General features: G+C 47.6%; 29 protein-coding genes and 1 riboswitch. Of the genes, 23 read left to right on the forward strand and 6 right to left on the reverse strand.

Features of this window, described 5'->3' with window-relative positions:
* Positions 1–44: 44 nt before the first annotated feature.
* The 12 genes from KNP98_RS01455 (at position 45) to KNP98_RS01510 (ending at position 12,043) form a co-directional block, all read left to right on the forward strand.
* On the forward strand, positions 45–1,271 hold the full coding sequence (locus KNP98_RS01455) for an MDR family MFS transporter (protein ID WP_214768802.1): 1,227 nt from the start codon (positions 45–47) through the stop codon (positions 1,269–1,271).
* Between the two features lie 156 nt (positions 1,272–1,427).
* Positions 1,428–2,213, forward strand: a complete 786-nt coding sequence (gene sufC / locus KNP98_RS01460; protein WP_012371204.1) for a Fe-S cluster assembly ATPase SufC — start codon at positions 1,428–1,430, stop codon at positions 2,211–2,213.
* Between the two features lie 18 nt (positions 2,214–2,231).
* Positions 2,232–3,509, forward strand: a complete 1,278-nt coding sequence (gene sufD, locus KNP98_RS01465) for a Fe-S cluster assembly protein SufD (protein WP_088837698.1) — start codon at positions 2,232–2,234, stop codon at positions 3,507–3,509.
* A gap of 1 nt (position 3,510) precedes the next feature.
* A complete protein-coding gene (locus tag KNP98_RS01470; RefSeq protein WP_029331277.1) occupies positions 3,511–4,734 on the forward strand; it encodes a cysteine desulfurase in 1,224 nt (407 codons plus the stop codon).
* Entirely contained in the window at positions 4,724–5,158 is a 435-nt protein-coding gene (gene sufU / locus KNP98_RS01475; RefSeq protein ID WP_029331275.1) for a Fe-S cluster assembly sulfur transfer protein SufU, read from the forward strand. Before KNP98_RS01470 ends, sufU begins: the two co-directional genes overlap by 11 nt.
* A 32-nt stretch (positions 5,159–5,190) precedes the next feature.
* Entirely contained in the window at positions 5,191–6,588 is a 1,398-nt protein-coding gene (gene sufB, locus KNP98_RS01480) for a Fe-S cluster assembly protein SufB (RefSeq protein ID WP_028105809.1), read from the forward strand.
* Positions 6,589–7,218: 630 nt separating this feature from the next.
* A complete protein-coding gene (locus KNP98_RS01485; RefSeq protein ID WP_214810588.1) occupies positions 7,219–7,779 on the forward strand; it encodes a dihydrofolate reductase family protein in 561 nt (186 codons plus the stop codon).
* A 120-nt stretch (positions 7,780–7,899) separates the two neighbouring features.
* Positions 7,900–8,742, forward strand: a complete 843-nt coding sequence (locus tag KNP98_RS01490; RefSeq protein ID WP_088837696.1) for a DUF72 domain-containing protein — start codon at positions 7,900–7,902, stop codon at positions 8,740–8,742.
* Positions 8,743–8,762: 20 nt separating this feature from the next.
* Positions 8,763–10,067, forward strand: a complete 1,305-nt coding sequence (locus KNP98_RS01495; protein WP_214810589.1) for a bifunctional metallophosphatase/5'-nucleotidase — start codon at positions 8,763–8,765, stop codon at positions 10,065–10,067.
* A gap of 64 nt (positions 10,068–10,131) precedes the next feature.
* A complete protein-coding gene (lipA, locus tag KNP98_RS01500; RefSeq protein WP_088837694.1) occupies positions 10,132–11,031 on the forward strand; it encodes a lipoyl synthase in 900 nt (299 codons plus the stop codon).
* Positions 11,032–11,136: 105 nt separating this feature from the next.
* Complete coding sequence (locus KNP98_RS01505; RefSeq protein WP_029331264.1) at positions 11,137–11,505, forward strand: YutD family protein; 369 nt, start codon at positions 11,137–11,139, stop codon at positions 11,503–11,505.
* A gap of 85 nt (positions 11,506–11,590) precedes the next feature.
* On the forward strand, positions 11,591–12,043 hold the full coding sequence (locus tag KNP98_RS01510) for a general stress protein (protein WP_088837692.1): 453 nt from the start codon (positions 11,591–11,593) through the stop codon (positions 12,041–12,043).
* A 47-nt stretch (positions 12,044–12,090) separates the two neighbouring features.
* Here KNP98_RS01510 and KNP98_RS01515 read toward each other — a convergent pair whose 3' ends face one another.
* Together KNP98_RS01515 and glpX are read right to left on the reverse strand one after the other, a co-directional pair.
* Positions 12,091–12,369, reverse strand: a complete 279-nt coding sequence (locus KNP98_RS01515; protein ID WP_214810590.1) for a DUF3055 domain-containing protein — start codon at positions 12,367–12,369, stop codon at positions 12,091–12,093.
* Between the two features lie 38 nt (positions 12,370–12,407).
* A complete protein-coding gene (gene glpX / locus KNP98_RS01520; protein ID WP_214810592.1) occupies positions 12,408–13,388 on the reverse strand; it encodes a class II fructose-bisphosphatase in 981 nt (326 codons plus the stop codon).
* Between the two features lie 155 nt (positions 13,389–13,543).
* On the opposite strand from glpX, the gene KNP98_RS01525 reads away from it, so the two are divergent.
* Complete coding sequence (locus KNP98_RS01525; protein WP_088837689.1) at positions 13,544–13,987, forward strand: DUF86 domain-containing protein; 444 nt, start codon at positions 13,544–13,546, stop codon at positions 13,985–13,987.
* Positions 13,988–13,993: 6 nt separating this feature from the next.
* Entirely contained in the window at positions 13,994–14,758 is a 765-nt protein-coding gene (locus KNP98_RS01530; RefSeq protein WP_088837688.1) for a TIGR01457 family HAD-type hydrolase, read from the forward strand.
* A gap of 46 nt (positions 14,759–14,804) precedes the next feature.
* Here KNP98_RS01530 and KNP98_RS01535 read toward each other — a convergent pair whose 3' ends face one another.
* Entirely contained in the window at positions 14,805–15,032 is a 228-nt protein-coding gene (locus KNP98_RS01535; RefSeq protein ID WP_012371190.1) for a NifU family protein, read from the reverse strand.
* A 109-nt stretch (positions 15,033–15,141) separates the two neighbouring features.
* Here KNP98_RS01535 and KNP98_RS01540 point away from each other — a divergent pair, with 109 nt between their 5' ends.
* Entirely contained in the window at positions 15,142–15,444 is a 303-nt protein-coding gene (locus KNP98_RS01540) for a DUF1462 family protein (protein WP_214766907.1), read from the forward strand.
* A 356-nt stretch (positions 15,445–15,800) separates the two neighbouring features.
* On the opposite strand, the gene KNP98_RS01545 is transcribed toward KNP98_RS01540, so the two are convergent.
* On the reverse strand, positions 15,801–16,853 hold the full coding sequence (locus KNP98_RS01545; RefSeq protein ID WP_088837685.1) for an NAD(P)/FAD-dependent oxidoreductase: 1,053 nt from the start codon (positions 16,851–16,853) through the stop codon (positions 15,801–15,803).
* Positions 16,854–16,945: 92 nt separating this feature from the next.
* Between KNP98_RS01545 and KNP98_RS01550 the strand changes: the two genes are divergently transcribed.
* A complete protein-coding gene (locus KNP98_RS01550; RefSeq protein WP_088837684.1) occupies positions 16,946–17,179 on the forward strand; it encodes a YuzB family protein in 234 nt (77 codons plus the stop codon).
* Positions 17,180–17,239: 60 nt separating this feature from the next.
* On the opposite strand, the gene KNP98_RS01555 is transcribed toward KNP98_RS01550, so the two are convergent.
* Positions 17,240–17,806, reverse strand: coding sequence for an ECF transporter S component (locus tag KNP98_RS01555; RefSeq protein ID WP_088837683.1), 567 nt, complete (start codon positions 17,804–17,806; stop codon positions 17,240–17,242).
* Positions 17,807–17,963: 157 nt separating this feature from the next.
* Positions 17,964–18,103: riboswitch (FMN riboswitch) on the reverse strand.
* Between the two features lie 116 nt (positions 18,104–18,219).
* Here KNP98_RS01555 and KNP98_RS01560 point away from each other — a divergent pair.
* The 4 genes from KNP98_RS01560 to KNP98_RS01575 all read left to right on the forward strand — a co-directional run bounded on the left by KNP98_RS01560 (position 18,220) and on the right by KNP98_RS01575 (position 20,627).
* Positions 18,220–18,570 (forward strand): HesB/IscA family protein, encoded by a 351-nt coding sequence (locus KNP98_RS01560; RefSeq protein WP_029331252.1) that lies wholly within the window; start codon positions 18,220–18,222, stop codon positions 18,568–18,570.
* Between the two features lie 124 nt (positions 18,571–18,694).
* Complete coding sequence (locus KNP98_RS01565; protein WP_214810594.1) at positions 18,695–19,561, forward strand: NAD-dependent epimerase/dehydratase family protein; 867 nt, start codon at positions 18,695–18,697, stop codon at positions 19,559–19,561.
* Positions 19,558–20,067 (forward strand): GNAT family N-acetyltransferase, encoded by a 510-nt coding sequence (locus KNP98_RS01570; protein ID WP_214766911.1) that lies wholly within the window; start codon positions 19,558–19,560, stop codon positions 20,065–20,067. Before KNP98_RS01565 ends, KNP98_RS01570 begins: the two co-directional genes overlap by 4 nt.
* 62 nt (positions 20,068–20,129) lie before the next feature.
* Positions 20,130–20,627, forward strand: coding sequence for a GNAT family N-acetyltransferase (locus tag KNP98_RS01575; RefSeq protein WP_214768789.1), 498 nt, complete (start codon positions 20,130–20,132; stop codon positions 20,625–20,627).
* 99 nt (positions 20,628–20,726) lie between these two features.
* Here the strand turns inward: KNP98_RS01575 and KNP98_RS01580 are convergent, their stop codons facing one another.
* Positions 20,727–21,722, reverse strand: a complete 996-nt coding sequence (locus KNP98_RS01580; protein WP_088837679.1) for an NAD(P)/FAD-dependent oxidoreductase — start codon at positions 21,720–21,722, stop codon at positions 20,727–20,729.
* A gap of 243 nt (positions 21,723–21,965) precedes the next feature.
* Between KNP98_RS01580 and KNP98_RS01585 the strand changes: the two genes are divergently transcribed.
* The 3 genes from KNP98_RS01585 (at position 21,966) to glcT (ending at position 24,537) form a co-directional block, all read left to right on the forward strand.
* Positions 21,966–23,177, forward strand: coding sequence for an NAD(P)/FAD-dependent oxidoreductase (locus KNP98_RS01585; RefSeq protein ID WP_088837678.1), 1,212 nt, complete (start codon positions 21,966–21,968; stop codon positions 23,175–23,177).
* A gap of 84 nt (positions 23,178–23,261) precedes the next feature.
* Positions 23,262–23,579, forward strand: coding sequence for a YuiB family protein (locus tag KNP98_RS01590; protein WP_029331243.1), 318 nt, complete (start codon positions 23,262–23,264; stop codon positions 23,577–23,579).
* A 100-nt stretch (positions 23,580–23,679) separates the two neighbouring features.
* Complete coding sequence (gene glcT / locus KNP98_RS01595; protein WP_029331241.1) at positions 23,680–24,537, forward strand: glucose PTS transporter transcription antiterminator GlcT; 858 nt, start codon at positions 23,680–23,682, stop codon at positions 24,535–24,537.
* The last annotated feature ends 76 nt before the right edge of the window (positions 24,538–24,613 follow it).

Genomic DNA, 24,613 nt, shown 5'->3' on the forward strand with positions numbered 1-24,613 from the left:
TAATGGAAGGATGCATTATTTTTTTAGTTGAAGGGGGATTCTAGGTGCACCGTTTACGACAGTTACATCCGCTGACGATCGGCGTCCTGCTCGGAACATTTTTCTCACGGCTCGGGACGTTCATCACGATGCCATTCTTTGCGATTTATTTATCGACGGTGCTGAAGTTCAGCCCGGTCGATGTCGGCTGGGTCCTCAGTATTTCAGCCGTCTCGAGTCTTGTCATGAGTTTCATCGGCGGGACCTTGTCTGACCGTTACGGGCGTCGGACGATGATGCTGACCGGAACACTCGGCTTCGTTTTCGTCTTCATCGCCTTGGCACAGGTCGAGACGTTTTGGGCGTTCTTTACCTTGAGTGCCTTGAACGGCGTGTTTCGCTCCATTTTTGAACCATCCGCCCGTGCCCTGATCAGTGACACGACGGATGAAAAAAATCGACTGTTCGTCTTCAACATCCGTTATGCCATGATCAATGTCGCGGCTGCGATCGGGCCGGGGATTGCGTTATTGCTCAGTGCCGGCAATACAGCGATTACCTTCTATATAACAGCCTTTGTTTATCTCGCGTACGGGATTGCGATTTTCATCCTGTTTCAGCGGTATCCGATCACAGAGAGTCACGGCGGGAAAAAAGTTTCGTTCGGCGCAACGGTTCAACTGTTGAAAACGGACGTCGCTTTCACGTTTGCCCTCGCCGGTATCATTTTCGGGATTCTCGGCTACAGTCAGTTCAACTCGACGTTGCCGCAATTTTTGACGACGACGACGTTACTGTCCGGTGGGACTAGTTTGTTTGCTTTATTGATCACGATTAATGCCGTGACCGTATTAATCGTCCAGTACCCGATCATGAAGTTCGGGATGAAGACGTCGCCGCTCGTCTCGATTACGGTCGGGATTGCGACCGTCGCGTTCGGTTTATTCGTCATGGGGAATGCCGGAACGGTCTGGTTGATGATCGGTGCGATGTTCATCTTCACGTGCGGGGAAGTGATGATGTTCACGATGACGGATATCTTGACCGATAGTTTTGCGAAACCGGAATTACGGGGCAGTTATTTCGGAGCGATGGGCTTAACATCGATTGGTCAGTCAATCGGACCGGTCATCGGCGGACAATTACTTTTTTATTTTGGCGCCGATCGTCCGTTGCCGATTTTTGGTTGCTTAGCCCTCTTGACATTACTCGGAATCCCACTGCTCTTACTGTCACAGCGGGTTCACAGACGAACGAAGGTGGAAGAAGAGAAAGAAGTCGTATCACTTTAAAGTCATTCTCACTAAAAGGCTTCATTTTGAGAAAAAACCATGAGCGATGACGCTTGAATAATGTGGTATGATTCATTAAGATTAGAATGATACTAAATTAGTAACTCTCGTGAACTGAATCGTCAGACACGAAATGAATAGATGGAGGGATTCTACATGAAGGCTTCACACTTGAAGATTGAAGATCTACACGTCGCAATCGACGGCAAAGAAATCTTGAAAGGCGTTAACTTAGAAATCAAAGGCGGCGAAATCCACGCGGTCATGGGACCAAACGGGACAGGTAAATCAACACTCGCGTCTGCATTGATGGGTCACCCAACGTATGAAGTAACATCCGGATCAGTCACACTCGACGGAGAAGATGTTCTTGAGATGGAAGTTAACGAACGTGCGCAAGCAGGAATGTTCCTCGCCATGCAATACCCAAGCGAAATCAGTGGTGTTACAAACTCTGACTTCCTTCGTTCAGCAATCAACTCACGTCGTGAAGAAGGCGATGAAATTTCACTCATGAAGTTCATTCGTCAACTTGACGCGCAAATGGGACTTCTTGAAATGCCAGGCGAAATGGCACACCGTTACCTCAACGAAGGTTTCTCAGGCGGAGAGAAAAAACGGAACGAAATTCTTCAAATGACGATGCTGAAACCAGCAATCGCAATCCTCGACGAAATCGATTCAGGTCTTGATATCGATGCACTTAAAGTCGTTGCAAAAGGTGTTAACGAAATGCGTTCACCTGAGTTCGGTTGCCTCATCATCACGCACTATCAGCGTCTCTTGAACTACATCGAGCCTGATTTCATCCACATCATGATGGGCGGAAAAATCGTCATGTCTGGCGGAAAAGAACTTGCACACCGTCTTGAAGCAGAAGGATATGACTGGGTTAAAAAAGAACTCGGCATCGAAGAAGTCGAAATCGAAACAAAAGCGTAAGACGAGGGAGGAAGCATGATGACTGTAGAACTGAATCTTGCCGTAAATCGCGAGGCAGTGGCAGAACGTGCGACTCGCTTAGGGGAGCCCGCTTGGATGATTTCTAAGCGCCAAGATGCACTTGATCTTGCCCCAACGCTCGCATTGCCAAAAGTAGAAAAAATTAAAATCGGTGGCTGGAACTTCACAGAAGGCACAGCAGATCTTGAGACAGCAACAGGTCTCACGCCGGATATCGAAACATTAATCGGTGAAAACCGTGACCATATGTTGATCACGCGTAACGGACAACTTGTCCATGCGCAAAACAGTGAAGCAACGAACGGTGTCATCTTCACAACGCTTGAGGATGCGATGAAGCATCATCCGGAACTCGTTGAGAAGTATTTCATGACAGAAGGCGTCAACGTCAATGAAGACCGTCTCGCAGCACTCAACGCAGCGCTCATGAATGGCGGAACATTCTTGTACGTACCTAAAGGCGTTAAGCTGACGGTACCGATGCAAGCAATCTATACGCTCGAACAAGCAGGCGGCGCACTTTACCACCACGCAATCATCGTTGCCGATCAAGACAGCGAATTGACGTATATCGAAAGCTTCGTCTCTTACGGTGAAGAAGCACATAACGTCAACGTCGTGACGGAAGTGTTCGTCGAAGCGAACGCAAAAGTTCTTTTCGGAGGCGTTGATACGCTTGCGAAAGGTGCTGTCACGTATATGAACCGCCGTGGTGTCGTCAAACAAGGCGCGAAGCTCGAATGGGCACTCGGTCACATGAATGACGGACATACGATCACAGAAACGAAAACGCATCTCGTCGGGAACGATTCGTTCTCAGATACGAAAGCCGTTACTGTCGGTCGTGGCGATCAAAAACAAAACTTCAACGTCCGGACAGATCATTTCGGTAAAGGATCGGAAGGATTCATCTTGATTCACGGTGTTCAAAAAGATTCGGCGACGTCGATCTTCAACGGAACGTCAATGATTCACCATGGTGCGTCGAAATCAAACGGAGTCCAAACGGAACGTGTGCTCATGTTGTCTGAAAAGGCACGTGGTGACGCGAACCCGATCCTCTTGATCGATGAAGATGATGTCATGGCAGGACACGCGGCATCTGTCGGCCGTGTCGACGAACTTCAACTTTACTACTTGATGAGCCGTGGGTTGTCACGTAAAGAAGCAGAACGCCTTGTCGTTCACGGTTTCTTACAACCTGTCGTCTCTGAGCTTGCGATTGACTCCGTCAAGGAACGTCTCGTTCAAGTGATTGAAGGGAAAGTAAACTAATATGGGAATCGATGCATCCATCCGCAATCAGTTTCCGATTCTTGACCAACAGGTTAATGACCGGAAACTCGTCTATTTAGATAGTGCGGCTTCGTCACAAAAGCCGCTCGTCGTCATCGAAGCGATCGACAACTACTACAAGACGGTTCATTCGAATGTGCACCGTGGCGTCCATACGCTCGGAACACGAGCGACGGATGCGTACGAAGGTGCGCGTGAGAACGTACGTCGTTTCATCAAGGCGCAACACCATGAAGAAATTATCTTTACCCGTGGGACGACGACGGCGATTAATATCGTCGCGTCCAGTTACGGAATGGAGCATGTGCAAGAAGGCGACGAGATCGTCGTCACCTATCTTGAGCACCATGCGAATCTTATTCCGTGGCAACAAGTCGCGAAAAAGAAAAAAGCGAAATTGAAATATGTTGATTTGACAGCTGATGGTCGCGTGACGATTGAAGCCGTCAAAGCACAAATTTCCGATCGGACGAAAGTCGTTGCGATGGCACATGTCTCGAACGTCCTCGGTACGATCAATCCAATCAAAGAAGTGGCGCAACTCGCGCATGCCGTCGGTGCCGTCATGGTCGTCGATGCAGCGCAAAGTGCACCGCATCAAAAAATTGACGTCGTCGATCTCGACTGTGATTTCCTGGCGTTCTCTGCCCATAAAATGTGTGGACCAACAGGAATCGGCGTCTTATATGGTAAAAAAGCATTACTGAATGCGATGGAACCGGTCGAATTCGGAGGCGAGATGATTGATTACGTCGGACTTGAAGAATCGACGTTCAAACCATCACCGTACCGTTTTGAAGCCGGTACACCCATCATTGCGGGGGCAGTCGGTTTGTCGGCAGCGATTGATTTTCTAGAAGAAATCGGTCTAGAGAACATCGAAGCCCATGAACGCGAACTCGCGCGGTATGCGATGGCACAGATGCGTGAAATCGATGGATTAACGATTTATGGTCCGGAAGAACGTGTCGGTCTCGTCACATTCAATCTCGGCGATGTCCATGCACATGATGTCGCGACGGTACTCGACATGCAAGGCGTCGCAGTCCGCGCCGGTCATCACTGTGCACAACCACTGATGCGTTGGCTCGGTGCCAGTTCAACGGCACGAGCAAGCTTCTACTTGTATAACACGCAAGAAGAAGTCGATGCCTTAGTGACAGGACTTCGTCAAACGAAGGAGTATTTCAGTCATGGATTTTAACAATCTCGATCACTTGTACCGTCAAGTGATCATGGATCATTATAAAACTCCTCGTAATCGCGGTGCGATCGAGGGAGGCGTGACGATCGATATGAACAACCCGACGTGTGGAGACACGATTCGTTTACAGCTCGCGATCGAAGACGATATCGTCCAAGATGCGAAGTTTGACGGCGAAGGGTGTTCCATCAGTATGGCGTCCGCGTCGATGATGACACAGATCGTCAAAGGAAAAACGGTCGAAGAAGCATTACAACTCGCAGAAATCTTTTCTGAGATGGTTCAAGGGAAAGACTATGATGATGAGAAGTTTGATCTTGGGGACGCAGAAGCACTTTCCGGTGTGACGAAATTCCCAGCACGTATCAAGTGTGCGACACTTGCTTGGAAAGCGCTCGAACGTGGCGTGGAAGAAGGCAAGTAACTTCGGTCAGTAAGTAAGAGGAGGAAATGAACATGGCTAAGAACATGCCTGAAATTGGCGATTATAAATATGGTTTCCACGATCGCGATATCTCGATCTTCCGTTCTGGACGTGGCTTGACGACAGAAGTCGTCGAAACGATCTCGAAAATGAAAGAAGAACCACAATGGATGCTCGACTTCCGTTTGAAATCGCTTAAGATTTTCAACGAACAAGCGATGCCAGCTTGGGGTGGCGATTTATCAGATCTTCGTTTTGACGACATCACGTATTACGTGAAACCGTCGGAACGTGCTGAAAAATCATGGGATGAAGTACCGGAAGAAATCAAACGTACGTTTGACAAACTCGGTATCCCGGAAGCAGAACAAAAGTACTTGGCAGGTGTTTCGGCACAGTACGAATCAGAAGTCGTTTACCACAACATGAAGAGTGAACTTGAAGATCAAGGGATCGTCTTCAAAGATACAGATACAGCACTCAAAGAGAACGAAGACTTGTTCCGTGAGTACTTCGGTAAATTGATTCCGCCGACAGATAACAAATTCGCTGCCCTTAACACAGCGGTTTGGTCGGGTGGATCGTTCATTTATGTACCAAAAGGCGTCAAGATGGATACGCCGCTTCAAGCCTACTTCCGCATCAACTCGGAAAACATGGGTCAATTTGAGCGGACGCTCATCATCGTTGACGAAGAAGCATCTGTGCACTACGTTGAAGGATGTACGGCACCGGTCTACACAACGAACTCGCTTCACTCGGCGGTCGTTGAGATCTTCATCAACAAAAACGCGTATTGCCGTTACACGACGATCCAAAACTGGGCAAACAACGTCTACAACCTCGTGACGAAACGTGCGATCTGTGAAGCCGGCGCGACGATGGAATGGGTCGATGGTAACATCGGTTCGAAATTGACGATGAAATACCCAGCCGTCATCTTAAAAGGTGAAGGATCACGTGGGATGACATTATCAATTGCCATCGCGGGTAAAGGGCAACACCAGGATGCGGGTGCGAAAATGATCCACCTTGCGCCAAACACGTCGTCAACGATCGTCTCGAAATCGATTTCTAAACACGGTGGGAAAGTTACGTATCGCGGAATCGTCCACTTCGGCCGTAAAGCGACCGGAGCGCGTTCGAACATCGAATGTGACACACTCATCATGGATAACCAATCGACGTCGGATACGATTCCGTACAACGAAATCCTCAACGATAACATCTCGCTTGAACACGAAGCGAAAGTATCGAAAGTCTCGGAAGAACAATTGTTCTACCTCATGAGCCGTGGGATTTCACAAGAAGAAGCAACAGAAATGATCGTCATGGGCTTCATCGAGCCATTCACAAAAGAATTGCCGATGGAATATGCGGTCGAAATGAACCGTCTCATCAAGTTCGAGATGGAAGGTTCAATCGGATAATCTAACTCCGAAAAAGAATTTTACACTCCTCACGCGCTTTATCCGTTTTCCTTTAGGAATCGGGTGAGGCGCGTGATTTCGTTTAGATTAAAATCTGCTCTCGTACTTTTTTAGGCGAAGCCGGATTAGACAAGAATAAGCTTCTTCCTTTTCTGTTGCTTTCCTCGGGCGAGGGGCAAGCCGTTGCCCCTTGACCTATCGGGCAATGAGCAGGGTCTTGCCTGCCTCTGACAGCGCAAGTTGCCTTGCGCTTTTTCCCGTAGGAGTCAACGAAAAAGAGAAGCTTTGTTTAGGTTGTGCCGTAGAGTAAGGCGAGTCGAGACATGGAAGCGCGACGCGGCAGTATGGTGATGTCGGCTCTTCAATCTTCATAAGACAGCATTTGTCTCCAGTAGCTGACTTTAACGAAAGTCAGATTGGTTGCTAAAGCGATTACCGCTGAACGCTTTTTCCAGTAGGAGTCACGAGAATCAACGTGTTTTCAAGATGTGATTCGAGAAGGGAAAGCGTGTCGGATAACACGAACTATCCGTCTGGCATACGGTCTTATTTTACTGGGGTATTGTTGATTGTTCTTTCCGACAACGGGTAGAGAGTAAGAAACAGTTCTCTCGAAAGGAAGGATGACCGATGCGACCGATTGTCTACTCATTTCAAGCATCGCTTGACGGCTATCTCGAAGATGGGCAAGGCTTACTCCCCTTTACACCTGACAAGGAACTCCATCGTTACTTCAATGACTACGAAAAACAGTTTGATACACATTTCTATGGACGGAAATTATATGAAATGATGCATCCGTTTTGGTCGAACGTAAGCGATACGGAAGAAGTCGCAGAAATTCGTGACTATGCACTGATTTGGACAGGAATCGAGAAGATTGTCTTCTCCCGGACATTGACGCAGGTCGATGGGCATGCCCGGCTTGCAACAGGGACGATTGAAGAAGAAGTCGAACGTTTACGGGGGATGCCCGGCAAACTGATATCCGTCGGTGGCGCAAATCTTGCTGCACAATTCATGCAACATGACTTGATTGATGAATACCATGTCGTCGTCTATCCTGTCCTGCTCGGAGGCGGAAAACGGATGTTTGGACGCCTCGATCAACCACTTGCTTTACGGCTTGTCGAACAACGGCACTTTGCTTCTTCCGGCTGTGTTGTCCTTCGATACGAACGAACACGCTGACGACAATCTTCGAGAAGAAGTTTTCGATTTAGCTGTGATATGATAAGAAAATAGACAGTGCAAAAAAGCCTGCGTCAAAAAAAGCGATAGGTCTTTTTTGTCGTAAGGAGGGATAAGCGGATGATTTATGTCGGCGTGACCGGTTGGGGGGATCATGATAGCCTCTATCCGACACCGCAAGACCGAAAAGAAAAACTCGCTGCCTACGCGGGACATTTTCCGGCAGTCGAAGTCGATTCGACGTTTTATGCGATTCAACCGGAACGAAACTATCAAAAATGGGTCACAGAAACACCAGACGCCTTTCGCTTCATCGTCAAAGTACACCGGGCGATGAGCGGGCACGATCGGGACAACAAAGATCCGCTCGGTCCGATTTTCGAACAATATATCGCTTCAATTGAGCCGATGCGGCAGAGCGGGAAGATTGCTGCGATTCTCGTCCAACTGCCACCTTGGTTCGACGTTAGTAAAGTTCACCTTGAATACTTGCAAACTGTTCGTAAATCGCTTGCGGGACTCCCGGTTGCGATCGAATTCAGAAATCCGTCCTGGTACTCCGACGAATATCGGGAACGGACACTTCGTTTTTTAGCAGAGCATCAGTTCATTCATACGATTTGTGATGAACCCCAGACAGAAGACGGTTCCGTCCCGTTTGTTCCTGTCGTCACGCAAGAAACAGCGTTCGTCCGCTTGCATGGTCGGAACAAAAACGGCTGGCTGAAAAAGCCGGGGCAAAGCAGTGACGACTGGCGGAAGGTCCGTTGTTTATACCGGTACTCGGAAGAAGAATTACAAGAATTAGCAGAACATGTCCGGACGCTTGCAGGACAAGCGAAAGACGTGTATGTTTTCTTTAATAACAATTCAGCAGGCGATGCCGCGCCGAATGCGAAACGTCTGATTGAGATCCTTAATCTCGATTATGAACTCGCTCCCCGGCAAATCTCGTTGTTTTAATTTTAGAGGAGGCTTTGAGCGTGAAGTTACACGTCATCCATTATAATGATCTTCATTCACACTTTGATATGTGGCCTCGCTATATGTCGTTCATCAAGGAACACCGGACGTACGACTCCCTTGTCTTTGATTTAGGGGATCATGCAGACCGTGTCGCACCGGCGACGGAAGCGACGCAAGGAAAAATCAATACCCATCTCTTAAATGAGTTAGCACCGACTGCCGTGACGATCGGAAACAATGAAGGAATCACGTTTCCCCATGACTGGCTTGCGGCACTCTATACAGAAGCGACGTTCCCTGTACTCGTCTCGAATATGACAGCACCGTTCGCGAAGTCTGGCATGATTCAGGAACTTCCGACCGGTAACGTCGGAGTCTTTGGTCTGACGGCCCCTTACTATGAACTGTATGAGTTGCTCGGGTGGACAATCGAAGACCCGTTCGAAGCAGCAGCGCGTGAAATCGAGTCGCTTCGCGGACAGGTCGACGTCCTGATTTGTTTGAGTCATCTTGGGTTTTATCAGGATGAGGAACTGGCAGAACGGTTCCCGGAGCTTGATTTAATCATCGGAGCCCATACGCATCATGTCTTAGACGATGGTGTCGTCAAGAATGGTGTCTTGATTGCTCAAGCCGGTAAGCACGGTCAATACGCAGGTGAGATTTATCTCAACACGGATACCGGTGAAAAAGAAGCCGTCTTGCACCCGCTCCACGACTATGCGGCGGATGAAGCGAGTTCCGGATTACTCGACCGGGAACAATATGCGGCTGAAAAAGTGATGAAACAACCGATTGGCAGGACATCAGGTCTAGCGAATGACTGGTTTAGTCCGTCACCGTTCTCCCAACTGTTAGCAGACACGATGCAGGACTGGTGTAAAGCAGATATTGCTTGTGTCCCGGCTGGTATGTTGCTCGGTTCGCTATCTCCGGGTCCCGTCTCTTCCTTCGACCTGCACCGGTTATGTCCGCATCCCATCAATCCGTGTAACGTCACGATGACAGGACAGCAACTGATGACGTTCATGGAAGAAGTCGAAACGAATCAGTTTGAACAGTTAAAAGTCCGTGGACTCGGGTTTCGCGGGAAATTGATGGGGAAAATGCATTACGCAGGACGTGACTCCGTTTTAGCCACACTGGACGAGTCGGCGCACTACACGGTCGCGATGCCAGACATGTTTACGTTTGGACCTCTCTTCCCAGCAATCAAAGACATGCCAAAACAGTATTTCATGCCGGAGCTTTTACGAGATTTGCTATTTAACCGGCTATCGGAGAAGTCAGAATTCACTGAATTGCATGCCCCTAAACGATAATTGTTTGGTATACTGAAACAGAAAATAAATGACTTTTTTTGGGGATGAAGGGGGAAGTGTATTTATGGCTAGAGGAGAGATTCAACGGAAACCAGAATGGCTAAAAATCAAGTTGAATACGAACGAGACCTACACAGAGCTTAAGAGTATGATGCGAGAAAAAAAGCTACATACTGTCTGTGAGGAAGCGAAGTGTCCGAACATCCATGAATGTTGGGCCGTTCGCCGGACGGCGACGTTTATGATTCTTGGAAGTATCTGTACACGGGCATGCCGTTTTTGTGCTGTGACGACAGGACGTCCGAATGAACTCGATTTAGAAGAGCCGACACGTGTCGCAGAATCGGTTCGTCTGATGAACTTGAAACATGCAGTCATCACGGCAGTAGCACGTGACGACCTGAATGACTTCGGGGCAGGAGTTTACGCCGAAACGGTCCGTGAAGTACGACGGATGAACCCGGAGACATCGATTGAAGTCTTGCCATCTGATATGGGTGGAAACTTTGATGCGCTCCAAACCTTGATTGAAGCGAAACCGGACATCATGAACCATAACATCGAGACGGTTCGTCGCTTGACACCGACGGTCCGTGCAAAAGCAACGTATGACCGGACACTCGAATTCCTTCGCCGTTCAAAAGAGCTTGCTCCCGAAATCCCGACGAAATCAAGTTTGATGTTAGGACTTGGTGAAACGTGGGAAGAGATTTTACAGACGATGGATGATCTTCGTGCGAACGACGTCGATATCATGACAATCGGTCAGTATCTTCAACCGACGAAAAAACACCTGGATGTCATCAAATACTATACACCACAAGAATTTGCTGAACTAAAACAAATTGCGCTTGGCAAAGGCTTCTCACACTGTGAAGCCGGTCCACTCGTCCGCTCTTCTTATCATGCGGATGAACAAGTCAACGCAGCGAAAAAGAATAAAGCTGCTTTACCAATCGATTGAGTAAATGAAACCGTCTCAGTAGCCGACTGGGACGGTTTTTCGTCTGCGCGGAGATTCGTTTTCAGAAATGAATATGCTATGATAATAGGAGCAGGGGGTGGAAAAATGATACAAGTCAATCGCGAACGATATGAAATCGTCGAAGAAAAGCGTGAAGGTTTCAATGAGGAAGCTTTCATCGGACGATTCAGTGATGTCCTCGAAAAATATGATTACATCGTCGGAGATTGGGGGCACGGTCAACTTCGACTACGTGGCTTCTATAATGACGATCACATCAAGGCGACGTTTGATACGAAGATTTCGCATGTTGCGGATTATTTATATGAATACTGTAATTTCGGCTGTGCTTATTTCATCGTCAAGCGGATGGAGCCGGTAGAAGGAGAAGAAGCACCACCTCGCTTCGACGGATCTTCGGCCAATACGTTGAAGCTTAAACGTAAATTTTCTCCGACTGAAGAAGCACAGTAATCAAAAAGACATATTTAAAAGCGTTTCTGATGGGCTGATTTCGGCTATTACTATAAGTATCACGTACCTATAGGGGGAACCATCCATGAGAATCGTCGGGATTTATAAAACTGTGCCAGAAATCGTTAGTGCTGTTCATGATTTGCGTGTCGCCGGAGTCATTTCAACGGACTTAAAAGTCGTTGCCCATGACCGCTATGACTTAGATCAAATCGAAGACATGGCAGATTTGCATAATCACCAAACGTCAACGAAGCTGTCGCAAGAAGAGCATATGAACCTATGGCATGAGATCAAAGGGATCTTCAAAAAGAAAGAAGCTGCTTCGACGACGCATACAGATGTGTTGCAAGCGAGTGGCTTAAGTAAAGAAGATGTCGACCGTGCAAACAAAGCAGTCGAAGACCATCAATTCGTCTTACTCGTCGGGGACGAGGCAGATCAGCATTCAGAGCGTAAAGCTCATGATGATTCAGACAATACGAATGTGTTCAGTGGACCGAATACACTGAATGAACGCAATGATCGTCTCCTCTAAAATGCTTAAAAAGCAGCTCCATCCTTCACGGATGGAGCTGCTTTTTTTCATGTGAGACCAATGTATTGACTTAAATACCGTTCGAGTTCATCAGCTGCGTCTTCCTCGAGGTCGAAGGCATGAGCGATATAACCCGGTTCGTCAAAATCATCGGCACCGATGATTGCGAAGCGGTTCGAGAGTAAATTCAGCACTAAAATCTTTCCGAAAAAATGTTCCGAGTGCGTGATTGCTAAATCGAACCGGCTCGTTTCACCAATCCAGCAAATAAACCGTGTTTTCGTCTGTTCGACATCATCATATAAAAAATCGCGTTCTTCCATCATGACGTGTAAAGTCCCTCATTTCCTAGTCTCTTTTCAGATTAAAGGGTTTGGGGAACATTTTGCAAGTACGGTTTGCGCGACAGACTGTGTTCCGCGATGACTTTACGGATGGTCCGTGTTTTTGAGCGCATGACGAGCGACGTCGTCTCTACGATATCGTCCGTGATGAACTTGACCCCGTCGAGCATTTCACCGGTCGTGACACCTGTCGCCGCGAAGATACAATCGTCGCTCTTGATTAAGTCGTCGAGCGTCAACAATTGTAACGGATCAGCAAGTCCCATCCGAATGACACGGGCTGTCTCTTCGTCATCCATCGGGTGTAAGCGTGCCTGCATGTCGCCACCCATTGCTTTGACAGCAGCAGCGGTAATGACGCCTTCCGGTGCACCGCCCGTTCCGATGAAGATGTCGATGCCTGTTGCCGGTGAAAGGGGGGCGATTCCGGCAGAAACATCGCCGTCCTCGAATAACCGGACGCGGGCGCCCATCCGCATAGCGGCTTCACGGAAGTGGTCGTGACGGGGGCGGTCTTGCATGATGACCGTCACGTCTTCAATCCGTTTATTGTTCAGTTCAGCTGCCATTTCAATGATGACTTCGAGTGGATCGTCGAGCGAGACATGTCCTTTTAAGTTCGGACCGACCGTTAATTTATCCATGTACATATCAGGAGCATGCAAGAGTGCGCCTTGGTCTGCGACAGCGATGACGACCATGGCGTTACCGAGTCCTTTTGCGACGATGTTCGTGCCTTCGAGCGGATCGACTGCGATGTCGACGATCGGACCATTTGTCGTGCCGAGTTGTTCGCCGATGAACAGCATCGGTGCTTCATCGAGTTCACCTTCTCCGATGACGACTGTTCCTGTCATATTGACCGTATTCAAGACTTCACGCATCGCTGTCGTTGCGGCATCATCTGCCTCGTTCTTTTTCCCACGACCAATCCATTTTGCAGATGCGAGGGCAGCAGCCTCTGTTGCGCGGACGATTTCTAATGCAAGTTCCCGTTCCATGTATAAATAACCTCCAAGTCACTTAATGTGACATACTATTTTGGGTAAAAATCTAAATTGAGGATAACACATTGAGGAATGTGATGCAAATGGCGTTTCTGCTTTTCATGGACCGCCGATAGGTCTAAAATGGAAGATGTGAGGGGGAATGCTAGATGTATTTCGTGAATCGGGAAAAGATTGAACAAACGGTGATTTGTTTCGAGACAGCGCTTCGTCAAAGCAAAGAGTTAACGGGGGATGCGGTGACGACAGCTTTAGCGTTGGAACGGATCGGGTTTTTAGTCATCGAAAGTATCATTGATATCGGAAATAGTATGATTGATGGTTTCATCATGCGTGATCCGGGAAGTTATGAAGATATCGTATTGATTTTAGAAGACGAGCGGGTGATTGACGCAGAACTCGCGACGAGCTTAAAACGAATCGTCGCACTGCGGACACCGATCGTCCGTGAGTTTACGAAGTCGAGTACAGCAGAAGTCCGGACGGTCTTGAGCGAAGAAGAAATAGAGCTTCGTCGATTTCCGTCCGCGGTCCGTCAATACTTAGAGACAGAACTCGGACCCGTCTCGGCATTTTTACCAAACGAGGAGTGAGTCAGGATGAAAGCGAAAGGTTATTTATTCGATTTAGACGGCACGATGTATAACGGAACAGAACCTGTTCAAGAAGCCGTTGATTTTGTCAATCGCTTGCAAGCAGAAGGCGTGCCGTACCTGTTCGTGACGAACAATGCATCGATGACAGCAGAAGCCGTCGCTGAAAAACTACGCGGCATGGGCGTTCATTCCGATGCAGGACATGTCTTAACGAGTGCGATGGCGACAGGTCGCTACATCGCAGAACTCGACCCAGGTGCAAACGTCTATGCAATCGGTGAACACGGGTTGCTCGATGCCTTAGAACAACAAGGACTTCAAGTCGTTGCCGATGAGCATGCGGATTACGTCGTCATCGGACTCGATCGTCAAATCACGTATGAGAAGTTAGCAATCGGTGCACTGGCGATTCGGGCAGGAGCACGATTCATCTCGACGAACGGCGATATCGCAATTCCGACAGAACGCGGCTTCTTACCAGGAAACGGTGCCTTGACGTCGGTTTTACGCGTGACGACAGAAAAAGAGCCGTTTTATATCGGGAAACCGGAACCGGTCATGGTCAACATCGCTGCTGAAATGATTGGTCTTGCGAAGGAAGATGTCATCATGGTTGGTGACAACTACCATACGGATATCTTATTCGGAATCAATGGTGGGATTCGGACGATGCATGTCAACTCGGGTGTTCATACGCCTGTCTTTATTCAAGGGCAGGATGTTCAGCCGACGTACATGGTCGATTCGCTTGCCGAGTGGATTTTATAACCATAAAAACCCCCGACGACGGATGTCATCGGGGGTTTTTTTCGAATTAGAAGACTTGTTCTACTTCAACGACGCCAGCTACTTCTTCAAGCAGGGCACGTTCGATACCAGCCTTCAATGTGATTGTCGAACTTGGGCAACTGCCGCAAGCTCCCATCAAACGAAGTTTAACGATACCATCTTCAACATCTACGAGCTCAACGTCTCCTCCATCACGAAGAAGGAACGGACGCAATTTTTCGAGGACTTCATTCACTTGATCAAACATTTCCATGCGTAAACACATCCTTTCTTATAAATTCATTGTAACAGGGTTGAAAAATGTTCTCAATCTGGAAAACTTGTATACTGAGAAAGAGTAAACGGAAGAAGGGGGATATCTGATGGAAATCAAGGTATATGGGGCAGCTGTGACGTGTCCGAGCTGTGTCGGGGCACCGAGTTCGGAAGAGACGTTCAGCTGGTTACAGGCTGTACTTGGACGGAAATATGAAACGGAGTTAACATTTGTTTACGTCGATTTTGAACACGCGACGACACGTGACAGTTGGGTGGATGCTTTAAAAGACGACGAATATTTTTACCCACTCGTCTTACTCGATGGCGAAATGATTGACGAAGGGTATGTTCAACTGAAAAAAGTCACGCGTGCGATTGATCTGAAATTGAATCAGGCTGCGCAGTAAACTTCATTGACGTTTAAAAATCCCCAAAGTACCTAAGCGGACTTTGGGGGTTTCAGCGTGTAGACAAAGTAGTATGGGGTGATCAAAGCTTGTTTCTTCTTCGTTGCTTTCCTCGGGCGAGGCGCAAGCCGTTGCTCCTTGATCCTGGCGGACAACGAGCAGGGTCTTGCCTGCCTCTCGGCAGCGCGAAAAAACGCGCTTTTTCCCGCAGGAGTCAACGAAATGAAAAGCTTTTTAGGCCGGTGTAAGAAAAGGTGAGGATAAAGCAGAGGCATGTAAGCCTCTTTACTCTACATAAGTGGTGTATACAGCCTAAAATCCCCAAAGCGCCTAAATGGACTTTGGGGATTTTGCGTTTATTTAATCTTTTTATGTTTCCATAAAACACCTGATTTTAGAAGGCGTGGCACTTTTCCCGTCAGGGCCTGTTTGCCCATGACGATTCCGAATCCGTCTGATTTCCCAAGTGACCCGAGCATGCCGCGTAATTTGATTTCCGGTAATTTCGGAAGTTTTTTTCCGGCCCATTTCGCTTCAAGGACATCAACGACTTGATCCGCTTGATGCTCTGCGAGCTGTCCGCTTGGTGCGTACGGGAGGCTCGCGCAATCACCGATGACGAACAAGTTATCGTATTCCGGAACGTGATGATGCTCCGCTAGTTTAATCCGTCCGCCGCTATCTGCTTCAAATCCAAGGTCACGGACAACTTTGACGGGTTGCGTTCCGGCTGTCCAAATCGTTAAGTTCGTCGGATAGACGTCCTCACCGTTGCGGACATCATCTGCTGTGACGAGGGTGACGTTCGAATTGTTGATGACATCGACGTCATGCTCCTCGAACCATTCCTGAACGTAAGAGGATACTTTATCAGATAAGAACGATAGGACAGATGGACCACGATCGAATAAACGAATCTTCAAGTCCTTGCGACTTTCGTGGAGTTCACTTGCCAGTTCAACACCCGAGAGACCGGCACCGACAATCGAGACCGTCGCGCCGGGCGACAGTCCACAAATCGCTTGATGCGTTTTGCGTGACTCTTCGAGTGTCTGAATGCTATAAGTAAACTCTTGAGCACCCGGTATGTTATGGTATTTATCTTCGCAACCTAATGCGATGATGAGATCGTCATAAAAAAGTTCTGTCCCGTCTTGCAAGAACACAGAATTCGTCTCTGGCGAGATGTTAACGACATGCCCATATTTATATGTGAGATGTTTCCCCTCCGGAAATTCAATCCGGACATCACGATCGGATAATGTACCTGCTGCAAGAGCGTAATACTCGGTCTTTAGTGCGTGATACGGCAATCGATCGACAAGCGTCACGGCGACCTCTTCATCCTTGAAGCGTTCACAAATTCGCATTCCGCCATATCCGCCACCTAAAACGACTAGTTGCTTCATAACTTAAAATCCCCCTTAGTTCCCCTAAATCAGTCTGACCTTGTATAATACGACAAGAGGAAGGTAAATTCCTGCTTAAAGGAGGAAAAAAAGTGAATCCCATTATTGAATTTTGTATCAGTAACTTAGCGGCAGGGACCCAAGTCGTCATGTCACAACTCGAACGCGACCCGAATGTCGATGTCGTCGAGTATGGTTGTCTTGGCTACTGCGGCATCTGCTCGCTTGACCATTTTTGTCTTGTTGACGGCCAGACCGTCATCGGAGAGACACCGGAAGAACTGTTAGAAAACATCTACGCTAAAATCGAAGAAAATGAACTCTAAAAAAATCCCCCACCTCAAATGAAGTGGGGGATTTTGTCGGTCGGCGGGCGCGCCTAGGACTTATGCAGCTTGTTGACGACGGTTGATCCAAGGTTTTAATTTTAAGAACAGCGGAATGAAGAGTGCTGAGATGAAGAGGGCCTTGATGATGTTGAACGGCAAGATACCAGCGATGATCGTTGTCCATTTGACAGCCGGATCAAGCATGTAGTCCATCCCGAAGAACCAAGCATATGCCGGGAGGATCAACACATAGTTGAGAATCGCAAGTCCAAGTGCCATGGTAATGGTTCCTGCGACTAAGCCGGTTGCAAGACCTTGCGTTGATTTCTTTTTATGGTAGAACCAGCTGACAGGAAGAATGAAAGCAACACCCGCTGCAAAGTTTGCAAGTTCGCCGACCGGAACACCGCTTCCGCGGAAAATATAATAGAGAACGTTCTTCAATGCTTCGACGATTACACCCGCTACCGGTGAGAACATGATAGCAGCAATCAACGCCGGGACATCACTGAAGTCGATTTTTAAATAGTTCGGTAAAAAGGGTAGTGGGAAGTTGAGTAACATAAGAACAAATGAAATTGAACCTAACATTGAGAGTGTGACCATTTTTTGAGTGCGTTTCATACGAGTAAAATCTCCTTTTTTTCGTTCCTCTCGATGAAGTATTGGCATGACTGCGTCCAAAATAAACCCCCGTTGAATAAGATTCAACAGGGGAGAAGTCCGCAATAAAATAAGCCTATCCGAAATGTGCAAAATCGGAATAAGTCTATATACATGCCGCCATCTTCTCCCATCCAGACTATACTGTCGGCTCCTGAGTCACACAGAATCAGCAAATAGCGCCCTATTCGCTCGCGGGCTTCAGACAAATGTCTGTTTACCGCCGGTCGGGAATTTCACCCTGCCCTGAAGATGGAACGATTTAATTTTTTTGATACAATTCATTTATACAACGAATTCAAGATAGTTTCAAGCAACTAGGTTTCGAATCTACGTAAAGTTGCGTATACTATAGAAAAAGGGAAGGTGATTACATGATCCAATTAACAGAAGCAGCTGCTCTTCAAGTCAAAGAGATGATGCAACAAGCGCCGGACGATGAAAGAAATCTCCGCATGCTCGTTCAAGGTGGCGGATGCAGTGGTCTCTCCTACGGAATGGGTTTCGATAGCCAAAAGGAGACGGACCTGACATTTGAGCAACATGGTGTCAATGTCATCGTCAATGAAAAAGACTATCCGGTCGTCAAAGGATTAGAAATTGACTATAAACAATCGATGCTCGGTGGCGGATTCACAATCACGAATCCGAATGCAATCGCGACATGCGGCTGCGGGACATCATTCAGAACAGCGACGAACGCCGGGACACCCGGTGGTTGCTAACTCACAACGTGGACCTCAGAGTCCGCGTTTTTTTGTTTTTTCGTGCGATACAGGATTTTAAGAATCGGGTAGAGAAGACAGTAAGGCAACGGAATGAGTACGTCATCATTAAGGAGGACTATCGATGCGAAAAGTGTTGATTTTTGGTGGGACACGTTATTTTGGAAGACGCCTGGCATTACGACTCGCTGACGCCGGCGATGATGTGACGCTCGTCACACGGGGGGAACATACGCCACCTGTCGCGAAGGGCTTGACATTCTTTAAAGGGGACCGGACGTCAAGCAGTACGATGAAAGATTTAGGGAGTCAAAACTGGGATATCATCTACGACAATATTTGTTTTAATCCATATCAAGCAAAACTTGCCGTCGATGCATTCGAAGGAAAGGTCGGACGCTACATCTTAACGTCGACGATGTCCGTCTATGACGGGGGAGGAGCAAATCTTTCAGAGCGGGATTTCAATCCGTTTCCCGGGAAATATGACTTGGAACAGGAACATGATTACGGGGAAGGAAAGCGCCAAGCAGAAAGTTATTTCTTTCAACGGGCGACATTTCCTGTTATCGCCGTTCGTTTCCCGGTCGTCTTAGGACCGGATGATTACACGGAACGTCTCGTCTTCCATGTGAAACGTGCGCTCGCAGGGACTCCTGTGGTTGCTAAAAACCTCTATGCGAAGATGGGATATATCTCAAGCTATGAAGCGGCCTCGTTCCTTGAATGGTGTGGTCGTTCGACGATGACAGGACCAATCAATGCAGCGAGTGACGGGGTGTTATCGATTCAAGATTTGATGGATAAGATTGACCGTGTCGCAGGAACGGAATCAACGTTCGCGACGACGGGCGACGATGAATCACCACTGGCGCCGGAACGTGATTTCTACATGGATACGTCAGCAGCGAAAAAAGCCGGCTATTTATTCCAACACGTCGACGAGTGGCTCGATCGACTCATTGAAGAGGAGGTACGAAATCACAAATGATTACGTTAGTAAAACCGTCCGTCCATCTCGAAGCGGAGTATTTAGACTTTTTGGCAGAATGGGAACAATCGGGTGAAACGATTGTCCCGAGTGTCGTCAGCAAAACGTTTTTACCTCTCGCTGATTTTTTAGAGGAGCAGGAACAAGAGGCATTGACGGCTCCAGAGAACTGGGTGACGCACTCGACGTATTGGTTTTACGACGGGAAACAAATCGTCGGTGCTGTGAACTTCCGTCATGACTTAAACGATGGTTTAAAACAAATCGGGGGACATATCGGATACGGGATTCGGCCGAGCGCCCGGAAGCGCGGTTACGCGACAGAAGGTCTGCGTCAAGCACTCGAAGTCGCAAAAGAACGCGGGTTAACATCGGTCTTGATTACGTGCAGTGCAGACAACATCGCGTCAGGACGTGTCATCGAAGCGAACGGCGGAGAAGAACTGGAGTCATTTATGAAAGAAGACGGGACACGTGTACGACGATTCAACGTTCCGCTGTCTTAACATCATTCTAATCATCCTACTTTGATTAGGATGATTTTTAATTTGAGGGAGGGGGTTTCGAGATGCAGATACGGCGAGCGACGTTAGACGACGCTGAAGCAATCGCCACCGTCCACGTTTCAGCGTGGCAAGAGACATACCGCGGTATCATTCCTGACGACTACCTCGATCAGTTGTCGACAGAAAAGCGTGCCGCTGCATGGCGGGAATTGTTAGTTGATGGACTTGTTTTTGTTGCTGTCGACGCAAAAGGTTTGATTGGTTTTGCCCACGGCAAGCAAAATCAAACAGAATCGACAGAAGGGGAACTGTCAGCGATCTATTTGTTGCGTTCGTATCAAGGGCGCGGAATCGGTCGCGCCTTAGTCAACCGTGTCGTCCGTCAGTTGGAGGAACATGGTGTTACGTCACTCATCATTGCCGTGCTCGCGGATAATCCGGCCTGCCACTTTTATGAACGACTCGGAGGTATCCGTGTTTCCGGGTGTGTGATCGAACGGGGTGGGAAAGAACTGGAGGAACACCTTTACCGGATTGATTTACCCCTCTCCTTTTCGTAACGAAGGAAGCGGAAATCAGTCGGGTTTCGTTTGGGAAAACTACGAAAAAAGAAGCGTTCCTTCGATTTACACCGAGGAAACGCTTCTTCTTCATGTCCATTAATGATTTTTTACTTTTTCGAACAGGCTTGTCGAGTGTTGTGGATGACGGGCGGACGGATCGACGAGTAGTTTCGCTTGATTGACAGCAATCGGTGCTTCACCGAAGCCGGTCGCAATCAATTTGACACGACCGTCGTACGTCGCGATGTCACCACAGGCAAAGATGCCGGGGATCGCCGTCTCCATTTTCGAATTGACGCGAATCGAATTGCGTTCAAACTCGACTTCCCATTCTTTTAACGGGCCGAGCGACGAAACGAAACCGAAGTTACAGACGACGTCATCTGCCCCGACGACGATGACTTCTTCCGTTTCCGCATGTTTGAACGTCAGAGTTTCGATACTCTCTTCACCGGTAACGGATTCGAGCGTATACGGTGTCATGACATTGACGGATGAGTTGTGGAGCAGTTCGACTGAATGTTCATGTGCACGGAACTTATCGCGACGGTGAACGAGCGTGACGGATTTCGCGATCGGCTCAAGCATCAATGACCAGTCGACAGCGGAATCGCCACCACCGAGTAAGACGACTTGACGATCTTTGAAGCGATCCATTTCATTGACGAAATAGTGCAAGTTACTCGTTTCGAACCGTTCGGCATCGGCAACACCAAGTGGACGGGCGGCGAACGAGCCGTTACCTGCCGTCAAGATGACGGTCTTCGTGAAGTGTTCTCCTTTGTTCGTCACGAGGCGGATGATTCCGTCTTCGAGGCGCTCGTAGGCGACGACCGTTTCTCCGAGGACATACGTCGGGTCGAATTCATTTGCTTGTTCAAGCAAACGATCGACTAAATCCTGAGCTTTGACTTTCGGGAAGCCGGCAATATCATATATATATTTCTCGGGATAAAGCGTCGCCAGTTGCCCACCGAGTTGGGGGAGACTTTCGATGACTTTCGTCTTCATCTGACGCATCCCTGAATAAAACGCGGTGAACAATCCGACTGGACCGCCCCCGATAATCGTGACATCATATGGTTGGTACATCTGATTCCCTCCTATAGTTGGATACTCCTATTATATAGGTAGGAGGGGCGGGTGTTGCAAGTACGGGAAATCTTACATTTTTTTCAGCATTTCTAGAATTTTCTTTTGCAATCCGTCAGAAAAAGTGTTTCAATAAGCTTATAGACATGTGAACATTATTTGAACAAAGTTTTTGAGCATTTATTTGTAATTGAATGTGAAGAAAATCACAACAAAACTACCATTCGTAAGGAGTATCAGAACATGAACACACCTAACATTGTTATTCTTGGAGCCGGCTACGGTGGATTGATCACAGCAGTCAACCTTCAAAAGAAACTTGGCGTCGATCAAGCCAACATCACATTGATCAACAAACATGACTATCATTACCAAACTACTTGGTTACATGAACCTGCGGCAGGTACGATGTCAGCAGAACAAGCGCGCATCTATATCAATGATGTCATCAATCCTTCACGCGTCAAACTCGTTAAAGGGATTGTTGAAAAAGTCGATACGGCAAGCAACACAGTGAAACTTCAAGACGGTGGAGCTGTTCCTTACGATTACGTCGTCGTTGCACTCGGTGGCGTTCCAGAGACTTTCGGAATCAAAGGATTGAAAGAGAACGCTCTAACGATCAGCTCATTGAACAGTGTCCGGAAAATCAAAGAACACATCGACTATTCATTTGCAGAATACAAAACGACTGGTTCAACGGATCGTTCACTTCTGACGATCGTCGTCGGTGGAGCTGGATTTACAGGAATCGAGTTCATGGGTGAGCTCGTCAACCGGATTCCAGAGCTTTGTAAACAATACGATATCCCACGCGAACTCGTGCGTGTCGTCAACATCGAGGCAGCTCCGACTGTCCTTCCTGGATTTGATGCGGATCTCGTCAACTACGCACACAAATGGCTTGAGCGCCAAGGGATCGAGTTCAAACTCGGTAACGGCATCAAGGAATGTGGTCCTGGAACGGTTACGTTTGGTCCACTCCAAGGTGATACAACAGAAACGATTGAAGCGAACACAATCATTTGGACAGGTGGCGTCAGTGGGAACCCGGTCGTTGCGGCATCAGGTTTCGAAGCAATGCGTAACCGTGTTGTCGTCGAGGAAGATCTTCGTGTCCCTGGACATGACAATGTCTTCATGATTGGTGACTGTTCAGCAGTCATGGACCCAAGTTCAAACCGTCCATACCCGCCAACAGCACAAATCGCGACACAACAAGCGCATAAAGTCGCTGAAAACATTTCAGCACTCATCGGTGGACGTGAAACATCTACGTTCACATATGAAAATAAAGGAACAGTCGCATCACTTGGTCATAAAGATGGGATCGGTATGGTCTTCGGTAAGAAGATTTATGGTCGTAACGCATCATTCATGAAAAAAGTCATCGACAACAAACATTTCCTTGAACTGAAGAAAATTGGTCTTGCGATCAAAAAAGGTAAATTCTAAGTTCACCTTTTAGGCAAATGTACACTCGTGCATTTGCCTTTTTTGTCGGTTATACTAGACGAAGAGATTTAAAGGGGGAACATTATGCATATTATCCAAGCCGTGATCGGGAGTGTACTTTATCTCGTCATGTTCTTTAGTATTGGTTTTATCTTAAACATGTTGTTACGTAGCACATGGATTATGCTCGTCTTATATCCGGTCATCATCATCATGATGATTGATAATCAGTCGACGCTTGAATATTTTACGAATGCGAAAAAAGCAATTCCAGCGTTAGGTGATCGAATCATGGGTTTGCAGACAGCGGACGTTACGATGTTTGCGGCAGGACTTGCCGGTATCATCATTGCCGGAATGTCGATTCGTTTCCTGCGTAAAAGCGGTTACCAAATGTTTTAAAGCCTACTTGAGTAAGTAGGCTTTTTTAGTGCGTGGAAACACGTTATAATAAAAACAGTGTCTTTAAAAAATGTGTAAGAGCAGATAGGGTTGAGAGCGAATGGATAAACAAATGTACCACGTTATCAAAGTCTTGAATAATAATGTCGTCATTTGTTCGACTGGTGCAAATCAGGAAGTCATTATCCTCGCAAAAGGGATTGGCTTCGGACGGAAGCCAGGCGATCAACTGACGGATCTTGAAAAATTAGAAAAAGTCTATACCTTGAAGGATAAAGAAGAGCAAGACCAATATAAAGCACTCGTCGGGCATTTAGATGAAAATTTCGTCGCCTTGATGAATGATATCGTCTCGATGATTGAAACGCGGTTCGGTAAGCGCGTTGATGAACATATCCATATCGGACTGACGGATCATTTGACGTTTACGTTCAAGCGGCTCGAACAAGGGATGGAGGTCACGAATCCCTTTTTAGCGGAAACGGAAGCTTTGTATCCGGAAGAATATGCGCTTGCTGAGGAAATCGTTGAATTCATCAGTGCCGAGATGAATTTTTATCTTCCGCCGGCAGAAACAGGATTCATCGCACTCCATATTCATTCGGCGACGAACTTTAAAGATGTGCTCGAAGTCAATCGTCATCATCAACTCGTCGGATTAATTGCGAGTCATATCGAGCAACGGCTAGAAATTAAAATCGATCGAAAATCGTTGGATTATAAGCGTTTAATTCGCCATCTCCGCTCGGCGATTGAAAGGGTTTCCAATGGGGAGTACCTAGAGGCGCCAGAAAAAGTAGAAAAGCTATTGCGTGAAGAATATCCCCTGTGCTATGATACTGCTTGGGAGCTGATGTCCATCATGGAACGTCAGTTGAAGAAAGCGGTACCGCGCGGTGAGGCGACGTATCTTACGATGCATCTGCAACGCTTAGTGCAGTACGATTTAGGTAAATGACCGCACGGACTACGTGTTACTGATACGATCAGGCATGAGTGGGAAGTCGGACAAAATGGTTTATTTCCGTTAGATT

It is taken from the genome of Exiguobacterium sp. s127 (assembly GCF_018618695.1).
In the GTDB taxonomy this organism is placed as follows: Bacteria; Bacillota; Bacilli; order Exiguobacteriales; family Exiguobacteriaceae; genus Exiguobacterium_A; species Exiguobacterium_A oxidotolerans.

What these genes read in the sequence shown, in the direction of transcription:
- sufC (WP_012371204.1), top strand. Translation starts at nt 1,428, where the DNA reads ATGAAGGCTTCACACTTGAAGATTGAAGATCTACACGTCGCAATCGAC.
- sufD (WP_088837698.1), top strand. Translation starts at nt 2,232, where the DNA reads ATGACTGTAGAACTGAATCTTGCCGTAAATCGCGAGGCAGTGGCAGAA.
- KNP98_RS01470 (WP_029331277.1), top strand. Translation starts at nt 3,511, where the DNA reads ATGGGAATCGATGCATCCATCCGCAATCAGTTTCCGATTCTTGACCAA.
- sufU (WP_029331275.1), top strand. Translation starts at nt 4,724, where the DNA reads ATGGATTTTAACAATCTCGATCACTTGTACCGTCAAGTGATCATGGAT.
- sufB (WP_028105809.1), top strand. Translation starts at nt 5,191, where the DNA reads ATGGCTAAGAACATGCCTGAAATTGGCGATTATAAATATGGTTTCCAC.
- KNP98_RS01485 (WP_214810588.1), top strand. Translation starts at nt 7,219, where the DNA reads ATGCGACCGATTGTCTACTCATTTCAAGCATCGCTTGACGGCTATCTC.
- KNP98_RS01490 (WP_088837696.1), top strand. Translation starts at nt 7,900, where the DNA reads ATGATTTATGTCGGCGTGACCGGTTGGGGGGATCATGATAGCCTCTAT.
- lipA (WP_088837694.1), top strand. Translation starts at nt 10,132, where the DNA reads ATGGCTAGAGGAGAGATTCAACGGAAACCAGAATGGCTAAAAATCAAG.
- KNP98_RS01505 (WP_029331264.1), top strand. Translation starts at nt 11,137, where the DNA reads ATGATACAAGTCAATCGCGAACGATATGAAATCGTCGAAGAAAAGCGT.
- KNP98_RS01510 (WP_088837692.1), top strand. Translation starts at nt 11,591, where the DNA reads ATGAGAATCGTCGGGATTTATAAAACTGTGCCAGAAATCGTTAGTGCT.
- KNP98_RS01515 (WP_214810590.1), bottom strand. Translation starts at nt 12,369, where the DNA reads ATGATGGAAGAACGCGATTTTTTATATGATGATGTCGAACAGACGAAA.
- glpX (WP_214810592.1), bottom strand. Translation starts at nt 13,388, where the DNA reads ATGGAACGGGAACTTGCATTAGAAATCGTCCGCGCAACAGAGGCTGCT.
- KNP98_RS01525 (WP_088837689.1), top strand. Translation starts at nt 13,544, where the DNA reads ATGTATTTCGTGAATCGGGAAAAGATTGAACAAACGGTGATTTGTTTC.
- KNP98_RS01530 (WP_088837688.1), top strand. Translation starts at nt 13,994, where the DNA reads ATGAAAGCGAAAGGTTATTTATTCGATTTAGACGGCACGATGTATAAC.
- KNP98_RS01535 (WP_012371190.1), bottom strand. Translation starts at nt 15,032, where the DNA reads ATGGAAATGTTTGATCAAGTGAATGAAGTCCTCGAAAAATTGCGTCCG.
- KNP98_RS01540 (WP_214766907.1), top strand. Translation starts at nt 15,142, where the DNA reads ATGGAAATCAAGGTATATGGGGCAGCTGTGACGTGTCCGAGCTGTGTC.
- KNP98_RS01545 (WP_088837685.1), bottom strand. Translation starts at nt 16,853, where the DNA reads ATGAAGCAACTAGTCGTTTTAGGTGGCGGATATGGCGGAATGCGAATT.
- KNP98_RS01555 (WP_088837683.1), bottom strand. Translation starts at nt 17,806, where the DNA reads ATGAAACGCACTCAAAAAATGGTCACACTCTCAATGTTAGGTTCAATT.
- KNP98_RS01560 (WP_029331252.1), top strand. Translation starts at nt 18,220, where the DNA reads ATGATCCAATTAACAGAAGCAGCTGCTCTTCAAGTCAAAGAGATGATG.
- KNP98_RS01565 (WP_214810594.1), top strand. Translation starts at nt 18,695, where the DNA reads ATGCGAAAAGTGTTGATTTTTGGTGGGACACGTTATTTTGGAAGACGC.
- KNP98_RS01570 (WP_214766911.1), top strand. Translation starts at nt 19,558, where the DNA reads ATGATTACGTTAGTAAAACCGTCCGTCCATCTCGAAGCGGAGTATTTA.
- KNP98_RS01575 (WP_214768789.1), top strand. Translation starts at nt 20,130, where the DNA reads ATGCAGATACGGCGAGCGACGTTAGACGACGCTGAAGCAATCGCCACC.
- KNP98_RS01580 (WP_088837679.1), bottom strand. Translation starts at nt 21,722, where the DNA reads ATGTACCAACCATATGATGTCACGATTATCGGGGGCGGTCCAGTCGGA.
- KNP98_RS01585 (WP_088837678.1), top strand. Translation starts at nt 21,966, where the DNA reads ATGAACACACCTAACATTGTTATTCTTGGAGCCGGCTACGGTGGATTG.
- KNP98_RS01590 (WP_029331243.1), top strand. Translation starts at nt 23,262, where the DNA reads ATGCATATTATCCAAGCCGTGATCGGGAGTGTACTTTATCTCGTCATG.
- glcT (WP_029331241.1), top strand. Translation starts at nt 23,680, where the DNA reads ATGGATAAACAAATGTACCACGTTATCAAAGTCTTGAATAATAATGTC.